The 25,478-nt window shown below is 52.2% G+C and carries 2 protein-coding genes (1 of these 2 running past the window's edge); both read left to right on the top strand.

Annotated elements, in window-relative coordinates:
* On the top strand, positions 1 to 5,187 hold the final stretch of the coding sequence (locus CHH28_RS16460; protein ID WP_094061343.1) for an Ig-like domain-containing protein. It extends 10,743 nt beyond the left edge of the window; the window shows 5,187 of its 15,930 coding nt (coding positions 10,744–15,930); the start codon falls outside the window, past its left edge; the stop codon is at positions 5,185 to 5,187.
* Entirely contained in the window at positions 5,184 to 25,478 is a 20,295-nt protein-coding gene (locus CHH28_RS16455; RefSeq protein ID WP_094061342.1) for an IPT/TIG domain-containing protein, read from the top strand. Before CHH28_RS16460 ends, CHH28_RS16455 begins: the two co-directional genes overlap by 4 nt.

The following is a 25,478-nucleotide window of genomic DNA, read 5'->3' as shown; positions in this document are numbered from 1 at the left end:
GGTGAAGCGCTGGATACCTCTCGTCATATTCGTTTGACTCCAAAGCAGGGCGTCTCTCTAGAGGCTGCCAGCAGCTATGTTGTGCGCATTGAACCTGGCTTAGAGCCACTCACGGGTGGTGCCATGAGCCAAGCCTATGAGTTCCGCTTCGATACGTTAACCGATGCCAATGCTGTGGTGCCGGATATTCAGGCACTGTCACCGAATAAAGTCAGCACCCAAGGTAATGAAGAACTCACTATTACCGGCCACTTCTTCCAGGGCGTTGAGCAGGTGTTTATCGCCGATCGTGAAGCGCTGATTCTAAACCTTGAGCTGATCAACAGTGATGATGGTCTATACAAATTGGTGGTGAAAACGCCAGCCAATTACGCGGGTGCGGCGACGGTTAAAGTCGTCAATGAATGGGGTGTGGAAGATGCCATCGTCGGTACCCTGGTGTATGCCGATGATTTGCGCATTAGCAATGTATCGCCGGCCGTCGTGCGCGTTGATCAGCCTGGGGAAAATGAGCGTGTTGAAATTATTGGCTATGGCTTTACTCCGTCAGTGCAAGTAACGGCTTACCCGGTTGGTCAGCCTGAAAAGGCGAAGGTGAACTGGGTCGACAACGAACATATTGTTTTAAAAAGCGGTGAGACTCTGCTTTGGACTATTCCCCAATTTGATGAACCGTATCGCGGTTTTGTGACACTGGAAATCGCCGACGATAAAGGCAATAAGGTGGTATTGCCACGGGCATTATTCTTCGGCTCTCTGGTAGTCGATACCACACTTCGCACTCGCTCTAAGAGCGAGCCAGGCTTGCCTCGCAAGCGCGCAGACGCTGATAAATTGTTGTTAAATCCAGCGTTACTGCCGTTAGGTAAAGTCGAGCAGTTGGTCAGTGACCCAGAGTTGTCGATGATCTACGTGCTAGGGTCGCCGCGTGGCAAGCTGTATGATGAAAGCGCTTTCAATGCAGAAAGCTTGAATGAGATATATTCACGAGGTTGGATTTCTCTACTGCATTATGATCGTGCTAAAGTCAGCGAAACAATGGCTCCCATGCATGGCTTAGGTTATTACAACACCCCGGCGGATTTATCGCCTGCTGCGATGCACCTGGTGGGAGATTACCTGTATGTCGTGGCCCATGGTTTAAACTTTTCCGGCTTTGATACCACCTATGAAGGCCGTGACTGGCTACTGGTATATGATGCCGTCAAAGCTTTGCCAGGCTCTGGTGATGGCGTTGAGCAAACCGATGGTTTGAATCGTAGTTTTATTCATGCCATTCCATTGCCGTCCGATATGCAAAATAGCAGTAGTCCTAACAGTCGCATTGGCTACTTGATTGATCACAAAGACAGCTTGCTAATCGTTGGTGAAAAAGGGCACCGGGTGCATGTGTTGTCATTGCAAAATCCAGCTCGCCCTGGACTGATTCACACGTTAGATAGTGTCGTAATCGAGGGCGGTAAAGTTGACTTTGCTGTTGCTGATTTGTACGTGCAAGGCGATGAGTTGTTTGTTAAACAGCAGCATCGCAGCGCTTGGCAGGTGTTTGATTTAACCAAAGCGTCCATTCCGCAAGTGGCAAGCTTGGGTAAGTATTCCGCGTTGGCCAGTACGGCGCTGGTTGATCAGCATATTGTGGGTGACTTTGAAACCTTCCAGCGTAGAACGTCAGCCGATTGGACTCAGCTAGGTCAGTTGGAACTTTACGGTGCTCAGCTTTATAGTCGCGCTTGGAGTCATGCCAGTGCTCACAGCACAGCCGCTGTTAAATTGAATGCTAAAGGATGCCGTCAGAATTCTCAGCGAACGTATTTGTCCCTGGTCGATTATTCCGATAAGGGCAACATGCGTATTTTGGATAGCTTGCTACTGCCCGATGGCAAGCTAGCCGAGCAAGAAGATGAAAATGGCGAGCTGGAAGTTGTCCTTAATGGCCTAGGCAATAGTACGTGCAGCTCTTATGCCCCGACAGATCTTCTCTACACCGACGACGGTTTGCTTATTTCCGTATCGGTGAACAGTGACAATAGCTTGATTCAAGTGGTTGATAGCCATTTGCAAGAGTTAGTGACGACTTGGCCAGAGCACGGTGCAGAACGTGTTGCACTGGATACTGAGATTCGCTTGCTGTGGACCTTGCCTATCGACAACGTCGACGATGTCGCGCAGTACGTGAGTTTGCTAAAAGACGTTGGCGAAGATCAGGCGCAAGCCGTCACGTTTGAGCTTCGCATTGCTACGGACAATGCCCGCACCCTTATCTTGACTCCGCAACAGCCTTTAGAGGCCAACAGTCAGTACCGTATTGAACTGTCTTCAGATGTGCGCTCACGTCGCACCACAGGTTTAACCGATGTCAATATTCAGTTCTCCACGGCTGCCTACAGCGGAGAAAATTTAACCTGGCTAGGGATGCAAAAGGGTTCGGTTTCGACTCAGGGCGAAACGCTGTACTTCGATCTTAAAGGCGCCAACAATCCTGAGTTCTATTTTGCTGGCAAATTGTCTGAAGTCACTCGAACAGAACTGTTAGATAACGGTGCAACCCGTTATTACGTCACTGTGCCACCCGGTCAAATCGGTGCGGTATTGGTGGAAATTATTGACCAAGATGGTCGTTGGTATCGCAATGTCGGTGGCTTGGTTTACGTTGAGCCTTTGCACCTCAAGTCTATTTCTCCTGCTCAAGGCAGCTTAGAAGGTGGTCAAAAGGTGGTCATCGAGTCAGATGGTTTGCCGGCTGACGTATCACAGATACAAGTGTTTTTCGGCAACTTCCTGGCGGACGTTGATGACTATCAGTTATTGGATGCAGACAGACTCGAAGTAACAACACCGGCAAATCCAATCGGTGTGGTCGATGTTCGCATTCAGTTAACCGATAACCAACACGATGTGTTGGAACAAGCCTATCGCTATTTGCAGCCTATCCAGTCTGAGATTAAGGTTTCATCACCCACAGCCATGGCCATTGACCCTAGCCACACCTATATGATGGTGGCCAGTGGCAGCGAGCTAAGAATTGTTAATATTGATCCGTCTAAATGGACGGGCGATAACAAGGATGACGATGACAATAACGACCAAACTAATTGGGATGATCAAACGGATGGCGATACTAACCTTCGTAATCCATTAAACCCGGATGATTTACGTCGCCTGATTGACCTCGACGGCGACGGTATCGACGATCGCATTGTCTTTAACTGGAGGGTTGACTCTAGCTACACCATTTTAGGCGTGCAAGGTTACTTTGAACGCGGCAGAGACTTAGTGTATTTGACGCTGGCTCAGCCCGCGGGCGGTGACTCTGATCGGAATTACATCAATAGTAAGCTGGTGGTTCTGGCCATTGACGATGACTTTGGTAATGCACAAGTGGTGCGTGAGCTGCCACTACCAGGCAATTTGGCACGCGGCATTTTGGTCGAGAATAATCAGCTGCTGGTTGCTATGGGCGATGCCGGTTTAGGTTTGGTTGACGCCTATATACCTGCCAAAGCCTATTTGATGGATTGGGCTGAGCTAGCTGCTCGTTGGCCTGTTTTGGGTGTGGACCGTACCAGCAGCGATTATCAGGGGCAGCCTGTGTATGCCACGGTTTCAGGACACTGGCGTCATGGCACTGTGGGACTGGATAATAGCGAAATTGCTGGCGATGGCGGCTTCCACATGGTCAGTCGTGATGCCTCAGGCATGACAGAAATTGCTTCGTTAGATATTCCCGCCAGCGATGTCATTGTGCGTAATGAAATTGCTTATTTGGCCGCGGGTGATCGTGGCATTGTGGCGGTTGATATTGCTAACCCGTTGGCACCCAAAGTACTGACACGCTTGTCAGACATTGGCAAAGTCCATGATATTGCCATCAGTGGCCATATTTTATATGCCGCTCTGGGCGAACGCGGTATCTTAGCCATTGATATCACTCAGCCAACTCAGTTGCAGGCTGTGTCTGGTTTGGATGTATTTAACGGTTTGGTCAGCCACCTGGTTACGGCGCTGCCTTACTCTGTAGTGTCCGGTGGAAAAAATAGTAACACCGGTGCGATTCAAGTGATCAAGGACTCAGAGCTAAAACTGTTCCGCGTCGATCCAGCCAACCGTATCCTGGATTACGATGCCGACGGCCTATTAAAAGCCATTTTCCGCTTCAGTAAAGACATTGATTTACACCCACAAAATGCCCAGTACTTCCGCGTTTTGGATGAGCAGGGCAATGCGATTGCAGCCGATGTCGTTATTAATGGCAACCAGGCAGAGGTAAGCCTCAAGGATCCAGCTCAGTTTAACGTGGGAGATCGCTTGGTTTATCACATTGATGCCGGTGTCACTGCTGCCAAGCCCATTACTGAAACCAGCCTGATTCGCCTGTACGAGCTGAAAAACAGCCAGCAAGTGGAGTTGGTGTATCGTGGTCGCTCTGCTAATCGACTGTGGATAGACTCAGTATTACCACGCCGCCAGTTGGTGGGCGAGCCGTTAGATATTACTGCCTCGGTTCATGGCATTCCCTTAGATAAAGTCCGCGTCAAAGCTTGGATGGGGCCGCATGAAATTGCTATTGATCGCATTGAAAGCAATGACGATCAAGAACGTGTTGGTATTTTGTACGGTCACTTGCCAGCCGTGAGTGTGGCGGGCTATTACGATGTCGTGGTTGAAATTGAGCGTTATGGTGTGTGGGAGCGCGTCAGCTTACTGGGCGCTATTGCCATTGATAACCCGATTGAGTTGGCTGATGTGACGCCTCAATGGGGACCGTTGCGCGGTGGCACTCGCATAGAAGTCACAGGTAAAGGTTTCGAGCCAGGCAACAGTGTGGTCGAAGGTTTATCCATGCTGATTGGTTCAGCTCCAGTGACTGATATTGATGTGATCTCATCAAAGAAACTCATCGCTTACACGCCGCGTGGCAACGTTGGCCCACGCCGGGTGATGGTGCAAAACCGCTATGGTCAGTCCGATACGCTAGCGTCGGGCTTTGGTTATGGCCTGCGGTCGTTAAGCTTTACTAAAGCTGCGTATACCGTGCCGACGGATGTCATAGTCGATCAGCATACCGGTGTTGCAGCTAGTACCGCTGGCTTCTTTATAACTAACTTTGGTCCATACGATTTAGATACCTGGATGCGGCAGAGCTCAGTTGTCGGGGGGGAATCTTCCCCAATGCATTGCGCGCGGTGAGTTATGACGTGCAAGCGGCCGAGCATATTTTACAGGTCGGTGGTGTCGGCAATTTACCGGTGGGAGAGCTGGGGCGTACCCAGTTGCAGCGCTACGCAGAGCGCTTGGCATTAGAGAGCAAATTAGAACTTACCGAAGCAGAAAAAGCCCTGCGTGAGCAAGTTCAACACCAAGAAATCGCCACCAGTGTCGATTCGTTAGCACTGCAGAAAACTCAAGTGTTTGAGCAAGGCCTATGGCGTCAGCGCTTATTTGTGGCCAATGGCATGGGCGGTATTTCCCAGTTGAATTGGGATGAGCAAAATGGCTTGCAACTTATTAATGCCGTTGGCATTAATCGTGATTCTGATTCCTATACGGATGTCTTGAAGCAAGGCAATGCTCTTTATGCTGCCATTACCCAGGACTCTGGTCGTGTAAAAATGTGGCCAGAAAAAGCCTGTACTGATAGAGGGAAGGGGCCTGAACCTAAGTTAGGTGATGTGAAACGCTATTCCTACATTGCTGCCAACGACCCGGTTGAACTGGGCGATCTGTCAATGCAGGCCGGTGCCACATTGGCACAGGATCATGGCTGGTTGTACGGCACGGGCGCCCACAATACCCATATTTATTTCCCGGCGGCTATTTGCAACAGCTGGAGCACATTCGTTGCTATGGGTGCCTTGACGGGTGAGCCGCCAAAAAGCATCGGTGACGTACCACCTGTGGTGGCCAACAACTTGTTTGACCCACAACTAACGCGCAGCTATGCCTTCGATAGCATGGTGGCGGATGTTGCCAGCTTTGGTGACTACCTAGTGGCAGCGCTGGGTGATCGCGTGCAGCTGGTGCATAAAGACAGCGATGAGCGAATAACCGTTCGCCTGGACGGTGATCTGCAAACCAATGTCGCCAACGTTACCCGCGTGAGTGTGGTGGGCAATATCTTATTTGCTTCAGCGCAATCGGGCTCTTTGATTGTTATTGATCTGAATGATGTCAAACAGCCGCGCGTCATCAGCGCAGGTAATACCGAAGCCGTTTATGGCGTTGATGTGTATAAAGGCCGTATTGTGGCGGCTTCACACAAAGAAGGCCTGCGCACGTTAGAGCTGCCCGGCTCGATTGTGATGGATGTGTCGACCAGTGACGATGATTTATTGTCACAAAATATCGATGAGGCGCTGACGGTGCGCTTTAACGAGGGCATGCTAAAGGCTTCTTTATCTCAGCCTGAAGCCGCCGTATTGCTGCGCCATTCTAAAACCACCAGTGAAACCACTGAAGTGGATATTCAATGGCGCGCACTCGATGGCGACAATGGCTCGGCACAAACCTACGCAGTTGAGTTTGATCGCCAGCCAGGTGAGTACCGCTTGATTATTCGTGATGCTGAAAATTTGCGTGGTTCGGATTTGTGGGTCGAGCACACGCAAGCCTTTACTGTCACTGCCGATGATGTGCGTCGTCCGGATATTCATTATCTGGAAAACGCGCAACTGTATACCGATGATATGGATACCGACATCATCATTCATGGTGCCAACTTCCAGGACGGGCAGTTAACGGCACAAATAAGTAACTACCCAGTTCCTGTGGTCGTGGATGACGCTAACGTTGCACGCATCCCAGCAGGCAGCTTGCAAATGCTGGCTTTAGAGCCAGGGCAGTATCATTTGCGTTTAATGAATGGCGAGCGCCAGCGCGATTACCTTGGTGCGATTATGTACACCGCCGCGCCCGAATTTGTGATGACGTCGTTGGACATTACCGAAGGGGATGTTACCGGCGGTCAGCATGTAACGGTAAAAGCCGGTGCAGGCATTTTTCAGCCTGGCAGTAAGGTGCGCTTTGTTTCTCGGGTAACGGGAGAAGTCATTGAAACCCTTTACAGCGATGACGATTACCGCATCGTTGATCTGGAAGACGACGTTATTGAATTAAATACCTTCCGCTTCCGCGCTCCGGGTGTAACCTACCCAGGGATTTACGACGTATACGCCGTCATGCCTTCGGGCAGTGGTACACGTGAACACCTGCTGGGGCAATTCTCATACAGTCGTGGCACAGGTCATGAGTGGGATCTACCGAATTACCCACCGATGCAAGTGGGCGGCGCCGATTTGGCTGGCGAACATTTGCTAGTGGGCGTGAAAGCCGGTGAATCACCAACAGAGACGAACCGTTTCTTGATGAATTACGGTTTTGAAATATACGACGTGACCATTCCAGATCGCCCGGTGCGTCGCTCGCAGCTGAGCTTGACCTCTCCTGTATTAGGTGTGGCGCACAGTGGCAATGTGGCATTCTTGGCGGGTGACCGTGCAGGCTTGCACATTGTCGACATCACCAACACATCTCAACCGATGGTGGTCAACACTGAACGCTACAGTGGCCTCAGAGCAACGGACGTTGCCATTCAACACGAGCAAAACATTCTGGCGTTAGCGATCGCTGATCCGATTGGCGGCGGTTATATCCGCTTTATGGATTTGCTGGATGAAGATCGTTTAGCACCGACGGGTTATCCGACGCTGACGTTTGCAGATGAAGCGATGGACTTGCAAGCCTTGCAAGGTCAGCCGGTAGATATTGCTTGGCAGGACGGTGACTTGCACGTTCTGCATGTACAAGATCAGCGTTTGCTGCTGACGGTGATCTCGGGCTTGGGTAATGGCGATCGTTATCAAAGCCAAACCTCGGAGCTGGTGAACCATGGTCACGCCGATCTGGCTGATTATTCGATGTTTGTTGAGTCGGGCCAGGTGCATGTGGCGATGCCAACCCATCACTACGTGTATGAAATCGATGGTAGCGGTCATGCTGAGGCGATTTACTGGCAGCAACGTGAGCGCGGCGGTGAGTTATTCGCTCAGCAAGGCCAGATTTATAGCTCCACTGAAAACGGTTTTGTCGAAATTCGTCCGCATCAATTAGCCGTGACTTCGATCGCTCCGGTGGCAGGGACCACAGTCTCCAACGGCGATAACATCGTTGTGCAGCTTAACTCGCTGGTAGATACCTCAGAGGAAAGCATGCAAGCGGCCGTTTCACTGGCCGACAGCCAGGGCAGTGTGGACACCAGTGCTTACAGTGTTGAAGGTATTAACACTGTAAACGGTGCCCTGATTCACATTGCGCTCACCGATGCTATAGCCGACGGCGAGCTGACTTTAACGGTGAATGACTCGTTGCTGGACTTAGACGGCTTAAAAATGAGCCGTACGGTCACTCACCAACTGGTCTACAGCGCGGTTGCGGCGCCGCAGGTGCAGGCATTACAGCGCCTCGCCGATGGTGTTGCCGGTGGTCATTATTTCCATGCCGATGGCAGTGAGAAAGCGATTGTTTCCGGTGCGCACTTCAATGGCGATATTCGTATCAGAGTTGGTGACACCTGGCTGGATTCAGACGCTATTAAGGTGCTGTCAGCGGAAGAAATTCAGCTCGATATTCCGGATTTATTCAAAGGCGAATCCAGCCGTGTGGTGAATGTACTGGTTGCTAATGAGCAGGGCGAGTCCGTATTGATGGGTGCCATGGTGGTATTGCCGCGCAGCCATATTGACGAGTTTTATCCGCTGACGGGTCCACCTGAGGGCGGCAATACACTGGATATATATGGCCATGGATTTAATGCTCACATGCGGGTGTTTGTGGGCGACAATCAGGCCGCGAACCTTAAATTACTGAGCGGTAATCACGCTCAAGTGCAAATGCCGGCGGGAGCCTTTGGTTACCAAACGGTGCGGGTTGAAAACCCATATTTTGCTGGCGAACAAAGCACGGCAGATGAAAGATATTTCTATGCAGGTAAACCGGTGGGGCGCGTTAACGTACCGCTGGATGCGCCCGCGCCGATAGCCGCTGCGGCTCATCAGAATCAGATTTTATACGCAGTTACCGGCGGTGAGTTTGCGGTGCGTAACCGTGCCGGGCAATTGCAGGGCATTAAGCGCTCCAATCGTGCACGTTTGCTGTTGGTCGATACGTCTGACCCAGTGAAGCCTGAGGTGTTAAGCGATACCAAGGCGGATCAAACCTTTAGCTACTTCTTTGAAGATGAAGAGGCTGAAGGCTTTGTCGATATCGATATTGACAGTAATACCTTAGTGGTGGCTGCGCCGGATCATGTATTTATTTTTGATATTACCTTAGCGGCTTCACCGTATTTGATCGATGAGCTGGAATACGACAACACAGTGCGTGATGTTTTGATTCACCAAGGTCAGATCTTTATTGCTCATGCTCGCGGTCTTGATGTACTGCGTCCGCAAGATGATGGCTATCAACGGGTTAACTCCATCGGCACCGGCGCCCTTGGCGGATCTCCGTTCCGTATGAGTGTGTCTGGCCATAAGTTATGGTTGGTGCAAACCGTTTCTCGCAAAGTGTCAGCGTTGGACATGCGAACCAACCGTCTCCCGGTAGTGGAAACCATCAGAACGAAAGATCAGCAAGGTAATCCGATAAAACCATATGATTTTGTTGATGCCGGTGATGTTTATCTGGTCGCTACTGGCCCGTTAGGCTTAGTGCAGGCTTATTTATCAGATACCGAGGCTGAGGGGCAGCTGGCCAGTCAGTTGCGGTTGGAATACCTGATTGCCAACGGCGATATGAGCGCCAGTCGTCTGCAGCTTGTAGGCCAGATGCTGTACGTCACTGCCCAAGAAGGCGATGTGCAGCTGTTTAATATTTCTGATTGGCTGCATGGCGACTTTAGCCAGGAACCACGTCTGTCTTACTACTACTCAGTCATGGGCAATGCCACCGATTTGGTGGTGACGCCACAAGCGCTTTACGCGGGAACAGCCTACGGTGTTGGTCCAAACGCCAAGCCGGTTGAAAACCCAGTTGAAGTGGGTGTTTCTGCGGTTGGCGGTGAACTGGCCACCATTGAAAATGACTTATTCCTAGTGGTAGATCAGTGGCCAGTGGTCAATGGCACTCTCACTCAAGGCGAAGTGCTGTCGCTGACGGTTAATCGCGTGGTGGATGAAACCAGTTTGACCAGTGACGCCGTGCGCCTGTTGAAATCCGGCAATCCGCTGGAAGTATCAACACGGTTGAAGGTCAGCAACGGCCTAACCGAGATCCAAGTATTACCGGTTAACCCGCTGGAAAACGACATTCAGTACCAGTTAGTGTTGAACGACAGCCTTGTCGATATTGCGGGCAATGCACTTGATGGTCGCTATCACTTTAATTTCCGCTACTTGGATCGCTCCCGTCCCCGGTTGATCTCTATTAGTTCAGCCTATATCAGCTGGCGCGGTGGTGAAATGATTGATGTGTATGGCGAAGGCTTCTACCAGGGCATGGGTGTGCAGCTGGGTGATACTTGGCTGGATGACAGTGCCATTCAGTGGGTTGACAGCACTCACATTCGTATTACCACGCCTGAGCAGATCAATGCTCAGTCAGATAACGAAGTGTTGGCGATCTCCTTAGGGGATGCCAGCGCGGCAGAGGTGTATCTGGCGCAAATCAATGTTGTGGCGAACCCAACCATTGAAACGGCGGGTCGCTATGTCGAGCAAAGCCAGAGTGTCGATGATTCCGCCACGCAGTTTGTCTACAACAGCAGCAACCGCCTGGCCGTTCAAGGCAAGGGCTTTGGCCCGTATTCCAGTGTGACGATCAATGGTGAGCCCGCCCGTAATGTGGAGCTGATGGGTGCAGATATGCTGGTGTTTGATCAGCCAATGAACATGCTGGGGACTTTGACCGTCCGCGTGGATAACGGCAATGACTCCGTCGATCAGACTGAAGCATTAGGCATTTACCTGCAGCCAACAGACAGCAACATCAACGCCGATCGCTTTAGTCGCGACGGTGACCTGCTGGCCACTGTGGATGATCGCACCATCCAGCTGTTCTCTAATACCGACAGTGATTACCCCAACTTTTTATCTTCGGCATCATTGTCGAAGTCGGCCAAAGCGTTGGACATGGCTGCCGGTTATATTTATACGCTGCAAGACGACAGCAACCTTGTGGTGTTCGATATTCGCAATGTGTATGCCCCAGAAAAAGTCAATACGCTGAACAACCCAGAGCAGTTGCCGGTTAAACACATACGCGCGCAGCAACGTGAAGTGTTTGCTTGGGGCGATAACCAAGTGATGCGTACCCACGCCTATGGCGGTGCTTGGGAAGTTCTATACCAGGGCGAAACCGTTGTCGATGTGCAAGCCGATGAACAGTATGTCTGGGTGTTAACGACGACCTCGGTGGTGAAAATAGATCGTCATCAGCCAGCGCAACAGAGTGAAATGATTCACCTCGCAGTGGCGGCTGAGGCATTGCTGCTGCATCACGATGTCTGGTTGATTGTCGATCGTGAACAGGCACTTTGGTACGGCACACAGGTTGGAGACTGGCTAGGTACCACGCAGCATCCAACTGACAGCCAGTTGGCCTTTGAAGGCGAACTATTGGTGGAAGCCAGCGGCAAGCAGCATGTGGTGTACGACATTGCTTGGTCTCCCGAGCCTACACTGGTTGAGCTGACACGCTATCGCAGTCAACAGTCGCTGGTGGCGGGTTCGCTGAACTACAGCGCTGGCAAGGTCGAGTATACAACCCGTCATCGTGCCTTCTCAGACTATTACTATCGCTATCATTTTGTGCGTCTACCTGTATTGGATGCTGTGCCCATTCGCGGTCGAGCCATTGGCGCTGAAGTAAGTCTGCGGCTGTCGGAGTTGCATCCAAACTGGTCACAGGCACAGCTGGCTGTCACGGACGTACTGGCGCAGCCGGTCAATGGCGACAGTCGCATTGTGTCGAACAATATCGTGTTTGAGCCGGCAAATAATGCGCTGACAGCAAACGCTCAGTATCAGGTCAATGTGCTGGCGCCGACTCAGTATGTGAACGGTGTTCAGTTGGTCAATGACCGAACCTACTCTGTTTATACCCGCAGCTCCCTAGAAGACGTTGAGACTTGGGTCACGCGCATAGCCCCTCATACTATGGTGATTAACCAAGCTGCTGTGATTCGAGTACATGGCGTTGGCCTTGAATCTGTGTCTGCGGCCAATGTCGGCAATCTGACCACCCAAGTTGAGCAAGTCGCCGACGATGGCAGTTATATCGATTTGCAGGTTACAGCCGGCAATGCCTCCGGACTGCTCGGTTTGGTAATGACCACCCCAGTGGGTGAGGTGATCGTACCGGCGGCGGTGGATGTGGTAAAGCCATTGTCGATCAGTGCCGTGTCATCCGATTTAGGCACCGCGGTCAGTGACCTTGGGGGTAATGAAATCCGCGTCACCGTCGCTGGTTTAAGCAACCAAATTAAAGTTTATTGGTTGCCTGCTAACGAAGGCTTTGAGCAGGAAGACAAGTTCCTGGTGGACTTTGTGATTGTTGGCAATCAGGTTGTCTTCAGCACACCGGATCGTGAGCGCGACAACAGCGACAAAGTGGGGCGTGAATACCAGGTGGTCATTGTACGTGAGGTCACCCGCGAGCAGGTGAACAGTACCCTGCTGCAAGTGGTCGACAATACTGCGCCTCGTGTCACCGTCAAACAACCTTATTACTACGAGCAAGATCTCACTTTGGTTGCAGACGAGCCGTTCTCGGTGGGTCAGTTTACTGTTGAACGCACGGTTTATGAAAATGGCCAGAGCATAACGGTGGATGTTACCGACCAGTTCCGTTTGTTGCATGAAAATAACAGCCAGCGTTTGCGCCTGGGCAATAAGGAGGGCTTCTTTACCCGCCATAACGCCGAATACCTGCTGCAACTGACGGGCATTGCCGATCAATACGGCAATCTGGCTAAGATTTCAGGCACTGAAGAAGCCGGTGCTCTGTCGCTGACAATGCGCTCTCTTGACCGTGAAGCGCCTAGCAGTATCAAACTGATGCGGCCAATGGCAGGTGGTGATCAAGAGATCTCTGAGCAAGTCGCGCTGAAGCGCAGTAAGCGTCATTGCTTGTATTTCAGTGCAGAAGATAATTTTGCCAGTGCGTCCAGTCTTGATTATCGCTATCGCATCAGCAGCAATCAGGGCCTCGATTTTGGTCCCTGGCTGATGCCCGATGTCAGTGATATGGAACAATGTAACAATGACGATCTGCATGGGCAGATGACCTCAATTCCGATTGCGATAGATCAGGCCGATCTCACCCTGCGCATCGAAGCTTCCGATGGTCAGCAAAAGGCTGTGCGTGACATTACTGTGCCGCTAAAAGACCCAGAGATTTTCTTGGGTGCCTTTACCACTGAGCCTGAAAATGTCGAGGAGGTCGCCGATAGCACCCTGAGCTTTACCCTCACCGGTGATGCTGAACTGATCGATCTGAACGCAGTGGAAGTATCCGTGCACGATCGTGGCAGCTGGCGCCCGATTGTCACCACAGCCTCATTAGAGGGCACGAAGGTAACGGCACGTGCTGAATACTTCCAGCCTAAGTTGGCTGATACCGTGTTGGATTACGCTGGTGAAAGTAGTGTGCAGATACCTGTTCGTTTGCTTGTGCCGTTTGGTCTGGACGGTCAAAAAACCTTCTCCACCGAGTACACCCTGAACAAAGACATTACTCCGCCTGTGGTACGCATTGTGTCACCACAGCACGGCGGCTTTGTGCCTTGGGATACGCGCTTGGATGTGCTGTTGCAATCCTTCGACCGCTTCGGCATCGAGCAGGTTGAGGTCTCTGTCAATGGCGGCAGCTTTAATGCCATTGAGCCGGTCAACCGCTTCACTCTGGACTTGGATCGCAGCCAATATCCGAGTGACATTACCTTGGCAGTGCGTGCGAGTGATCCGAATGGCAACACCAGTGGTGAGCCTAGCGTTGCCGATCAAACCCTGATTACGTTAACGCCATACGAAGCTGAGCTGGGCGAGCCTGCCATTCGCTTAGTGTCTCCGCAAAACGGTGATCGCATTGCCGAACGTGAAACCTTGTTGGCCTTGGTGGAAATGGTCAACCTGGAGCAAGGCACCTTGCACTTGCATATGGGCGGTGAAGCAAATCATCCAGATAACCCTGCCCCAGTGACGCTGAACTCTGCGGATAAGTCGCTGCTGCGCGAACTGGTTGAGTTAGAAGTGCCGTCCGTTGACGACGACACCGTGGCGGTGATTCGCCTTATGGCCAAAGGTCAGGTGCGCTTTGAAACCATGATCAATGTCATTAATGACGATGACATTGCCAGTCAGGCGGTTATTCACAGTGTGCCTGAGCAACGTATGCTCGCCGGTACTGAGCTGCGAGCAATGGCCAAGGCAGAGCCAGAGATCGACGACCAACATGAGTCTTCCATGTTGAAAGTGAGCGGTGCCGTTGGCGGTGAGCAACACGTTGCCATGGACGAGTGGCTGCAATTGCATGATGTTCACCTCGCACAGCCTGGCGTCGCACTGGTGCTGGATGCGACCCTGCAAGATCTCAGCCGCAATCAGGATACGACCAGCAAAACCATCGACGTGGTGCCTTTCTTAGAGTCTGGTAGCCGTCATTGGCTGAGCATTGAAGCGGGCGTCGAGCGCTTAGTGGGCGTGCAGGATACGGGGCATCATGGTTTCGTGGCTGCTATTAACGACGTGTACGGTGGTTATCGTCTGGTCACTAGCGGTGGCATTGAGCAACAGCAGACGCAAGGGCAGGTGGTTGCGATTGCCGCGAAAGCAGGTCGCATTGCGGTGCAATATCGCACCAAAGATGGCCTACAGCTGGGGCTGTGGCAGATTCGTCAGGGGCAGTTCGTGCTGGCGTCGGAACATGCCATTGAAGGGCAGCTAGTTGGCTTAAACGGCAACCTGGTATATACCCAGGCTGGCGACGCCATTTTGGCCTTCAACGTGCAATCTCACGCATTGGTAGCTGTGCTGGGACATACCCTGAGCGGTATTCAGCAAGTGACGTTCGAGCAAGGTCGCGTTTGGGTGCTGACATCCGATGCTTTACATGAGTTACAAGTCGCGCTGGAAAATGACTTGCCTGCGGTCACTGAACTGGCTCGTTACGCTGCACCGCAAGCTACAAGCTTTGCCATTCACAACGAGCAAATCGCGCTGCTGGCCGATGGTTTGTCTATTTGGCAGCGTCAAAATGGCGAACTGGTTGAGCAGTTCCGAGTTGACCTCGTTGGCCAAGCAAGCCAGCTGAAGGCTGGTGCTGGTTATTGGTGGTACAAGGATGCCAGCAATGAGCGTTGGTACGGCTTGGAGCAAGGCGAAATCGTAGCGATTTTGTCGGCACAGCAGCTGCACTTCAGTGCCTCTGAATTATTGCAAGTTCAGCAGCAGGATGTGTCGTTACGGACACTAACAGCGCCGGCTGCAGACGAGGCGCAGTTCACTATCAGTACCGCGCCTTACGGCTTTGAAATTCAATTGAATCAAGGTCAGGCCAGTGCTTTGAGCGTCGTTAGCCAAAGCGGTGATGCGCTGCCTGTGTATCAACAAAGCTCTGCGCAGTGGTTGCTGCCCTACGATGCTGCATTATCAGGTGCCAGCCTGCGCTATATCGATGCGCTGGGAGGCCAGCAACAGCAAGCGCTACCGTCGCTGCCAAGTCTGCAGGCTGAGCTGACGCTGATACCGACGTCTGGGCAACTGACATTGGATGCCTATGTGCCGCTGCTGGGGACATTGGCATCCAATGGCCAGCTGGGTGAAGTCAGCGTCGCTAATGAAGCATTGACCTCGGTTGCCGATCTGGGCTGGTTGAGCTGGCACAGCGTTGATGACGGTGTCAGTTCGCTGAACGTCAGCGCCGGTGTGAATCAATACGACATCGAGTGGCTGTCGACGGCGAATACACCACAAGGGCGTATCGATATCTTGCAGCCGCAGCAAAACTCACGGGTGCTGGAAGGCGAAGCCATTGAAGTGGCCTTTACATGCCCAGGCGTGAGCGATGTGCGCTATGTCGAAGTGCGCCTCGAAGACTACAACGGCCAATTGCTCAAACGCGCTGTGGTGGCGGATTGTGATGCCCGTCTGGCGCTGGAAATGCCAGCACTGGATCTGGCCAACAACTACCAGCTGACGGTGCGCGCTTATCACGGCAATGCCTATAACTTCACTGCAAGCTCAGCCTCGTTTAAAGGCGTGCCTAAAGCCAAGTCTATCGATGCTTCTTTGAAAGTACCGGCGTACGTTGCTGACGCCACGCAACTGGTGGTAGAGCGCACCTTGGTCGAGGGCATTGCTGCCGCCGTGATCAGTATTCATAGCCCAGCTGGGAATGTGTTGGCCAGTGGCGAGCACCAGGTCGAGCTGGCGTTGAGCGATGGCCACGAACAGCTGCTGGTGCGTTCTTACGTGTCGGATGGCAAAGGCAACAGCGATCAAAAAGAATATCAGGTGCAGGTGATCAAACCGCTGCAATTGCAGCCTAAGAGCCGTGTTGAGGCATTTGATGACTTGATTCCTCAGGTCGGTGATGGCTGGTTTGTGCGTGATCGCATGGTGCAAAACCGTGCCGGTGAAACCTTGGTTGAAAACGATCAAACCATCGTGGCAGCTACCATGCTGGGCCGTCGTCTGTTGTTGGCAGATGAAGATGGCATCACCTTGTTTGATGAAGCGCTGGAGTTTCAGGCGGTTGCCAATCACAGCATCGAAGGACTGCAAGGGGTAGTGACTAATGGTCAGGATTTATGGGCCTGGACGGCCAGCGAAGTACTGCTGTACCAAGTATTTGGCAATGACTTAAAAGCCGTTGCTTCGTGGACAGTGTCACAAGCACCCGCTAATGCGTTCGAGCATCAGCAGCACCTGTGCTTTAGCCTTGATAACACCGTGCAGTGCGACGAAATCGTGGTGGCGGAGTTTGATGCAGATGTTCGCTGGATGACGACTTACAAGCAGCGCGTGTGGCTGCAACTCAGTAACGCGGAGCTGTATACACTCGACGTGAGTAACGGCCAATCGAACTTGCAAGGGCAGTTTGAAGTCGGCCGGCGAGCATTGCCGTTAGCCGGTTATTTGGCGGTGCAACTCCACAATGGAGATTTGATGCTGCTGAGCGATACGTTACAGCCTTCTGTCACGAAGCTGGGTTCCCTGGCACTGGATCACAGTGGCGATCTGCACCTAGCCGATGGCGGCTTGTGGTCGACTAGCGGTGAGCACTGGCGCCTTGAGGCGGCTGAAATTGATCAACGGCGGGTCAATCGCATTGCTGATCAAGGCGGTCGTGTGCGCACGCTGACGTGGCAAAACGGTTATCTGCAGGTTGCCGCCGATCACTTTGGCTGGTACAGCCTGAGCAACCAGACCGGCCAATGGCAGGCAGACTACGAGAGCAAACGCTTTGGTGAGCGTGTGACCTCGGTTGCTAAGGTCGATGAGGGGCTGCTCTTTGCTAAGCCTGAGTTCAGTGCGGTGTATTACACCCAGACACTTGGCCAGCCGGCATCCACGGTCGTCAACGATATCGATCCAGAGTTTGTCACCACGGGTCATGGTTTTGTGGCGGTCAGCGACGGTGTCACCATTACCGTGGCTAAACCGAATCCGACGGCGGGGCCTGATGATGCGCCTGACACCTCTAAGCAAGTGTCTTTGCGCCTACCCAACGGGGTGCTAGTGACGGCTATGGACTGGTTTGCCAATGTGCTTTGGGTCGCGGGTAATGACGGCAAACTGTATGAATTTTATTTTGCCGAGTGGCCGATCGATGCCTTTGATGTATTGCGCTACGACCACGATTTAGCATTAAGCGAGCCGGTGCGTCAGATTGAAGCTCAGGCCGGACAAATTTGGATTCGCCAAGAGTTTGCGCTGCAGCGCTATCAGCTGGAGCCGCAGCAGCTAGAGCAAGTGCCACTGCACAATGCCGTGCACGTTAGCCAAGTGGCGGTGATCGACAGTGTGTTGTGGGCGGCTTATGAGACCGATAACACCACAGAAGTGCGCGCGCTGCGTACTGACAGCGCCGAGCCGATGGCGTTGGAGCTGAGTTACGACACCGAAGTCACAGCACTGGCAGGTGAAGTTCCCTACCTGGCGGTGGGCTTTGTCGATGGCACTGTCATCATCGAGCAGGTGGGGGCGGATATTCAGTTGCCGTCTGCGGAGTTGAGTGCGCCGAGCAAGCGTCGCCAGTGGCAGCATGGTCAAAGCATCGAGTTGACCATGGAGCAACCGGGCATGGCGGCGGCCGCCAACGTTCACTTTAACGGTGTGCCTAGCTATGGCTTGTCGGGCAATACCTGGCATTGGCGTGACTTGCTGCCAGGGTCACTGGCGAATGGTCGTGATGTGGTAGCGGAAGTACAGCTGCAAGACCATTTTGGCCAGCTGATCAAAGGCACGCCGAGCTTGCCGACGGTGCAAACGCGCCGCTTGCCAAGTAATGATTTGGCGGTGTCTTTGAGCTTTCCGCAGCAAAGCTATTACCCAGCGCCGCTGGTGATAGAAGCCATCATCGAAAACACCACACACCCGGTGCAAATGGTGGAGTATTACCTGGCCGATCAGGTAGATGGTCGCTATGAGCTGATTGCCAAGCACTATGGCCCGGAGTTTGTGTTCTCTCGTCGCTTTGATTTGGACAAAAACGGTTACTGGCTGAAAGCACGAGCAGTGGATATTTACGGCAACTACGCCGACTCCACACCGCTGCAAATGATGCGTGATATCGACGTCGACAGGCCGACCATTGCCGTCGCTCTTTCGGGTGCGCCGGTCGTGAATGACACGACTGTGGTGGCTGAGAGCCTGTTTGATGTGAACGTCGTCGGCAATGATGCCCACAGCGGTGTGCAGCGCATCTTGCTGTATAAAGGTGATCAGCTGAAAACCGCCATTTTCGGCCAGAGCACTCTGACGCATCGCGACATCGGTGATCTCACCGAAGGCGCTATTCCTTACCGCATCAAAGTCGAAGATCATGCCAATAATTCTGCTGAAATTGATCATGTGGTGACGGTGCTGGAGAACCAGCCACCGAAAGTGACGTCCGCCCGTGTCAATAACACAGCGCTGAACTTAACCTCAGGCGAGCCTGTTGCTGTCGTGGAAGGCGCAGAATTGAAGCTGCAACTGAAATTGCAAGATGATGTGCGTTTGCAGTCAGTGCAGGCCAACTGGATGGGGCTGTTGCAAACGGCCGAGCTATCCGATGCCAATGACAGTGCACAACTGATGCTGGCCTATAACCGCGAAGATCGCCTAAGTGCGGATACCCGCTTTGATGTCCGTGTGACCGTGGTCGATGCCACGCAGCGCGAGCGCCAACACACCTTGCCTGTCATGGTGCTACAAGACCGAGCGCCAGATGCCAGCAAGCTTGTCGTCACGCCACCGGCGGCGGGGATTTTCGACAAGCAAATCAAGCTAACACTGTCGTCCATGGCAGACCTGGATGATGGCGGCGTTGATCAGCTGAGTTGTGCGGTTTATAGCAGTACAGGCCGACTCATCACCGAGTTTGACTGTGATAAACGCAGTGTCTGGCTGAGCTTCCGCCGGCAAGATGTGGTTAATAATCAGCTCGTCTTGACCGTCAAAGTCACTGACCGTTTTGGCCAAAGCGATGAAAGCAGCCCGATCTCTATCAAAGTGACCGAGCAGCCAAACTTGCTGCGCTTTACTCAAAATGCTGGCGTTAATGCCACGGACCTGACCGTAGGGCAGGCGTCTCAGTTCCAGGTTGAGTTGCTTGATATCAACAGCGTGGGTGTGCCTGGGCAAACCGTTCACTGGAGTTTGATTGACCGCCTTTCTGGCCAGCAGGTGAGCAATCTGGGGCAATCCAGTAGCGACGACAATGGTGTGGCAACACTCCATACGATCCCGGCTGCGGCTACTGGCAGCTACTTCATCCGCGCTAGCTTCTGGTCATCTGACATACGCATCAGCGATGCTCATCATCTGGTTAATCTCACTGCGGGTGAAGCCTATGCGGTGCAGTTTAAAGCGCCATCGCGTGTCACCGCTGGCGAAGTGTTTGATTTGACCCTTGCCGTGGTCGACGCCGGTGGCAATACGCCCGTGAATGATGAACGTCATAGCGTGACGGTGGCTTTACCCGAAGGGTTCCATTTCCCTGTTGACGGTAGTATCAGCTTCGACTTGCACGGCCAGCGTGAAGTCGCTGTGATTCATGTCGACAGGGTACCTATGGTGATTTCACTGTCGGCAGCACAAAAGGCAATCTCCAGAGCAAGAATCAACTTCTCAGTGGAGCAGTTCACCGTCATGAATGCCGCTCTGCGTGAAACCGACGATCACGACATATACGTGCGCAGTGGTGCTATGGCTGCAGTCGAGCTGCTGTTGCGCTCGGATAATCACCAAGATAATCCAGGCTCTGTCAAAGGTATTGCCGAAACTGGCGATAGCCTTGACTACCGCTTGCGTCTGGTCGACCAATATGGCAACCCGGCTAAGGGCCGGCTCGAATATCGCTTGCTGTTGGACGGTGAGAAGCACAGTAGTGGTTGGATAAATGACTACTCCACCGATATTAACCTAGCTTTTGAAGCCGTCGGTGATCATGTGCTGACATTTGAGGCCACAGCACCACAGTTTGAGTTCCTCAATCAAGCGTTCACAATATCGGTTCGCCAACGTGGCCCTGGTGTTGAAAGCATTGAATGGCTGCCATCTGGTGAGCCGCGCAAGATGTGGTTGCGGCTGACCTTCAACGAGCCACTGATGCAGGAATTAAATGACAACTGGGCCGACAAAGTGCGCTGGCGTCACAGTTTGTACAACGATTCAGCCTATGCCTTGGCAAAGCCCAAAGTGGAAGGAAATACCCTGACTCTGCAGGCATCTGAGGTGGTCACTTATAACAGTAAATGGGCACTGGACCTGTTTGAAGGCATTGTGCGCTCACAGGTTACGGGCACGCCGTTCCGTCCAGCACAATATGACTCGCAGCGCTGGCCGTTCAACGCTCCGGATATTTATATCCTCGGTGCCGACTATCTGTTGGAAGGCGACAGCTATGAGCTGCAGCTACGTGCCGCCTCTTTATATACGTTAGCTGGCGTGAGCATGATGGTCGAGGAGGAAGGCCGTGAGCTGCCATTACCATTCAATAATCAACAAGGCTGGCGCTATACCCATAACTGGGACTTTGCTTTGGTGGATGACAGTGCCGAGCGTACCTTGCGCTTTAGTGCCAGCGACCTTGGCAACAACGAGCAGGGCTTTGGTAATTACATCACGTTGCAGCTGCTGAAGCGCGACGCAGACTTTGATGGCGATGGCCTCAGTAATGAGTTTGAGCACCAGTACGATTGGCTCAACCCTCTGCTGGCGGACAGCGATGGCAATGGTATTAACGATGGCGACGAAGATCGCGATGGTGATGGCCTGAGCAACAAAACAGAGGTCGATTTTGGCACTGACATTACTCTGGCGGATACCGATGGTGATTTGCTCAATGACGGCCAAGAAAAAGCCATTGGCACCAAGGCCGTGGGCGACAACAGCCACGATACCGATGGTGATGGCATCAACGATTACATTGAATTCGTCTCTGACCATGGCAGCAAAACCAGCGCGACGGATGCATCGGTTAAAGCGGTTGACCCATTCTTCTTAACGGCCATTGAGTTTGAAAACAGCAGCGCTAGCTTTGCCTTGCAGGCACAGCCAGAGCTGTATGAACCACAAGTGAAAGTGCACTTTAATCACGACTTGCTGGATACCTGGCTTGACGTAACCGGCATGGACACGCTTTACAGTTTGGGCAGCGATAACCTGGCTGTCGTCAATCCTAATCTGGGGTCTATGACTCAGGTAGCCATCGTGGGCGCAGGGCAAGCCTTGCTGAGAGTGTGGTTAACCGAAAACGATGGTCACCGCGCCTCTCAAGTGGTGGATGTCAGCGGTGGCGATAGCAACTTGCCAGCACCGACGTTGCGTTTGTCAAACGTTGGTTACCAACAGGGCTTGCACTGGAATGCAAAGAGTCAGTTGCTGTTCTTAACCATTGACAGCCTAGAAGGCTATCAGATTAAAGCGGTGCGCTATCTGGGTCAGTCAATTGCCTACCACACCCTGGCAGGCTCAGACATGAGCTACTGCGGCAACTCAGAGCTACAGCACATTGCCTATTGCAGTACTGGTTTGATTTCGCAATCTTGGCCGCAGGCGATAGCGAGCAATGGCTCTGCTGGGCCAGTGGGGCCAATGTCTGACGATGGCGAGCTGGGCCCAGTGCAATCTGTATGGCCATCCGCTCCAAACGATGGACGCTTTGTGTTATTTGATCGTGAGTCTTTCTTGATGGATACCGTTCCTGAAGTGGAAGTTGATATCGTTACTGACTCTGGTCACGATGAAACTCTGCGCCTAGAGCTGCCAATGTTTGAAATTACCGAGCGCTATGTGAGCACTCAGCCTGCATTGCTCGGTGACCCGGCCTCGATGTTTGTGATTGAAGGCAACGGCATAGAGACGCTACCTGTGACCTTGGTAACGGCTGATGGCGAGCCAGTGGTTATGGGTGAAGGTAGGGACTATGCGGAACTGGATTGGCGTCAAACAGATGAGCAAGACCAAGCGCTTGCAGAGTTTGTCTATCTATCTGAACCTGAGGGTGAGTTACTGCTCTCCGTTTCAGTGGATGGCCTTGATACTAACCAGGTGTCATGGCTGTCGTTCCGTATTACTTCGCTTTCTGGCGAGATATTGGCAACGGGTGAGGCCGTCGCTAGCGACAATTATTATTCGCTAGACCCCGAGAATCCCAATACTCCAATGGGAGCATTCGTGGATGTTCAGTTCCCTAAAGATGTATTTGTCATTGGTCAATCCTATCGTTTTGAAGTGGAAGCATCGTTTGATGCAAACAAACGCCCGCTTGCGACTTGGCTCGATGTGGCGAATGCTGGAGTTATTTCTTTTGCTGCTCCGATACAAGAGCGTTTCGTCTCTTCTGCCTGGGCGGTGGCACATAACTATTTTGCTATTGCCAATAGCATGGGAGAGATAGAGGGCGATGGCCAAATGCCCTGGTCGTCGCTGGCACAGGTGCCATCTGCGCGTTATGACACAGAGTTATCGACCCACTTTAAATCGCAGGTGCGTCAGGCGATTCTGGCTCAAGAGGGCAAGTGGCATAGCGATCTGTTCAAACTTGATATTGCCGGTCAGCAGGTCTCGCTGACTCGAGATCAATGGCTCTCTTTGGCCGATATTGTGCCAGCCGCTGAGTTGCCACTGATGTTGCCTGAGGCGAAAGGTAGTTATTGGAAGAAGCTGTTTGTTCGAGGTAGCTGGGGCAGTGTTGACTTTGGTTTTGGACCTAGTCTTCATTTACTGGCGGGTCAGAGCAACCTAGATATATGGTCTACTTGCCAAGGCTGCGACTCATTGAGCTATGTGGATGGTGATTTAGAGATCAACGAGCTCAGCTTGTATCAGTTATCTGACTTGGGCATTCAGCGCACACAAGCCAGCAATGGCTTGGCATTAAATGCGGCGCAGGTAAGGTTTGAATCGATATACAACAAAACCCCAGTGCAGTTCAGCCTTAGCCTGCGACCCAAGGCGGAGCCGGATTATTATCAGTCCTACATCGATCGAGTTAATGCCTTAACTGAAGATGGCAATGTTCTGCCGGTGTGGAGCGATTTGCCGGAAGAGTTCAAATTAACCCTCGACTTTCCAGAATCGCCAAAGGCATCGATTACTCAACAATCCGTGGTTGAATTTACTCAAATCGACTCCGTGCCGGCAACGCTGTCGTTGGCGATTGATTTGGAGCCCACCGCATTGCTGAATGGTTTGCCACCTCAAGACGAAAAGATACTGTTCGATTTCGATTACAGTGCTTTGCGCTCCGTCTGCAAGTATAAGATGTCTCCAATGGGGGGGGATTGTAGAACTTCGTACTCACTGCTCGTGGAAAACGGACAGTCACACTACGAGTTGCCCGTGATGCTAGCGAGCGGGCTTCTGGATTCCGGGCTGCATCAAGACGAAATACGTTACCGTCGTAGCTCGGATATGCGTTGGTACAGCATCGAGGTGACCTACAAAGTCATTGCTCACCAAGAGCCGCTGGCCGCACCTGCAGCGATACAAGCTTATCAGTCATTGTCAATCAATGAGTCTAACTTGATGATGAGCTTTGACGGCTTAGCCATGGCGACAAACGATCAATACACTCCTGTGGGCTTTGCGATAAAAGCACCGGTACATTGGAAGCGCTGCAGTGCTAAAGAGGCGTGGGAAATATATGAGTTCCCAGATCAGTTCGCAGACTGTGACCTGATCAGCGTTCAGCCGCAACAGAGCGAATTTGGTGATCAACAAGGTGGCATTACTGTCTATCTGAAAAATAGGGCTTACGACGCGGTTCTGGAAGGAATCCCTCTAACGGTTCAGCTGCTGGCTAGGCATCAAGACGGCCGTCAAGGCTTCTATGAGTTAGAGGTCGGTGCGAGCTTCACCGACCCCTATTTTGATTTAACCATTGGCGGTTTGTCAGAAGGTGAAAACGGTAAGGTTGTGGAATATGGCCAGTATCAGTTGCTGAAGGATGCGTTGGATTTGCAGTTCCAATACAACGGTACCGCTGCGGCTGTGTTAATGGTCGATGATGCTCCTTACCAGTTTGAAGCTGTTACTCATCCCTGGGAGGGGGCTGAGCGGAGACAGGCTTACTATTTCTTGAATCAAGGTCAGGCCAGTGGACTCTCAGAAATGCAACCTGAAGCGTCTCTTGCTGCTTTGACAGAAGAGTTTATGCCGGGCGTGATGCTATTGGCCGGAGTCAGTGGCCAGGGTTTGAACGCATCCTCTGATTTGCATTACAGGCTGACTGATAACATGCCGAATACTTACTTGGGCGACAGCCAGTTCAGTTACTTCGCTGATGCCGAGCTGGATGGTAAGCAAGCCTTCATTCGAACCTTTGTGAATGGCGACTTTGTTGACAGTGAGCCTTTTACTTTTACCATGCAGCCGTTTGAAAGCACGATGTGCGAATCGCCTGGCTCAGTTAGTATCGCGCGTCAACCTGAAATGGCTGAGAAATATGGGCTTTGGATGGGGTGGTTGTTTGAGGTCGACTCGGATTATGAAATAAGAGACATAGATCTCAGCATTAGCGGCACTGCAGACCCACTGCTCGGGCGGGGCCTGGTTAATCAGTCTGGTTTGCTGCTAGCAGAATGGGAAGTAAGACCTCCAGACGATGGAATGCAGTTCTACCCGAACCCAGATAAAGAGTACGTAATTGAAATTATTATTGACTCGGTAGTGTGTGGTGAGCAAAAGCACACGCTCCAAGTGACCCCCGAGCTTTTAGATAGCCTGCCGAAAATACCTGGCTGGTATATCCCCAGTTACCAAAGGGCAGAATAG

The sequence above is a fragment of the Bacterioplanes sanyensis genome (assembly GCF_002237535.1).
GTDB classification, from domain to species: domain Bacteria; phylum Pseudomonadota; class Gammaproteobacteria; order Pseudomonadales; family Oceanobacteraceae; genus Bacterioplanes; species Bacterioplanes sanyensis_A.
This window is presented reverse-complemented; position numbering and strand designations above follow the sequence as displayed.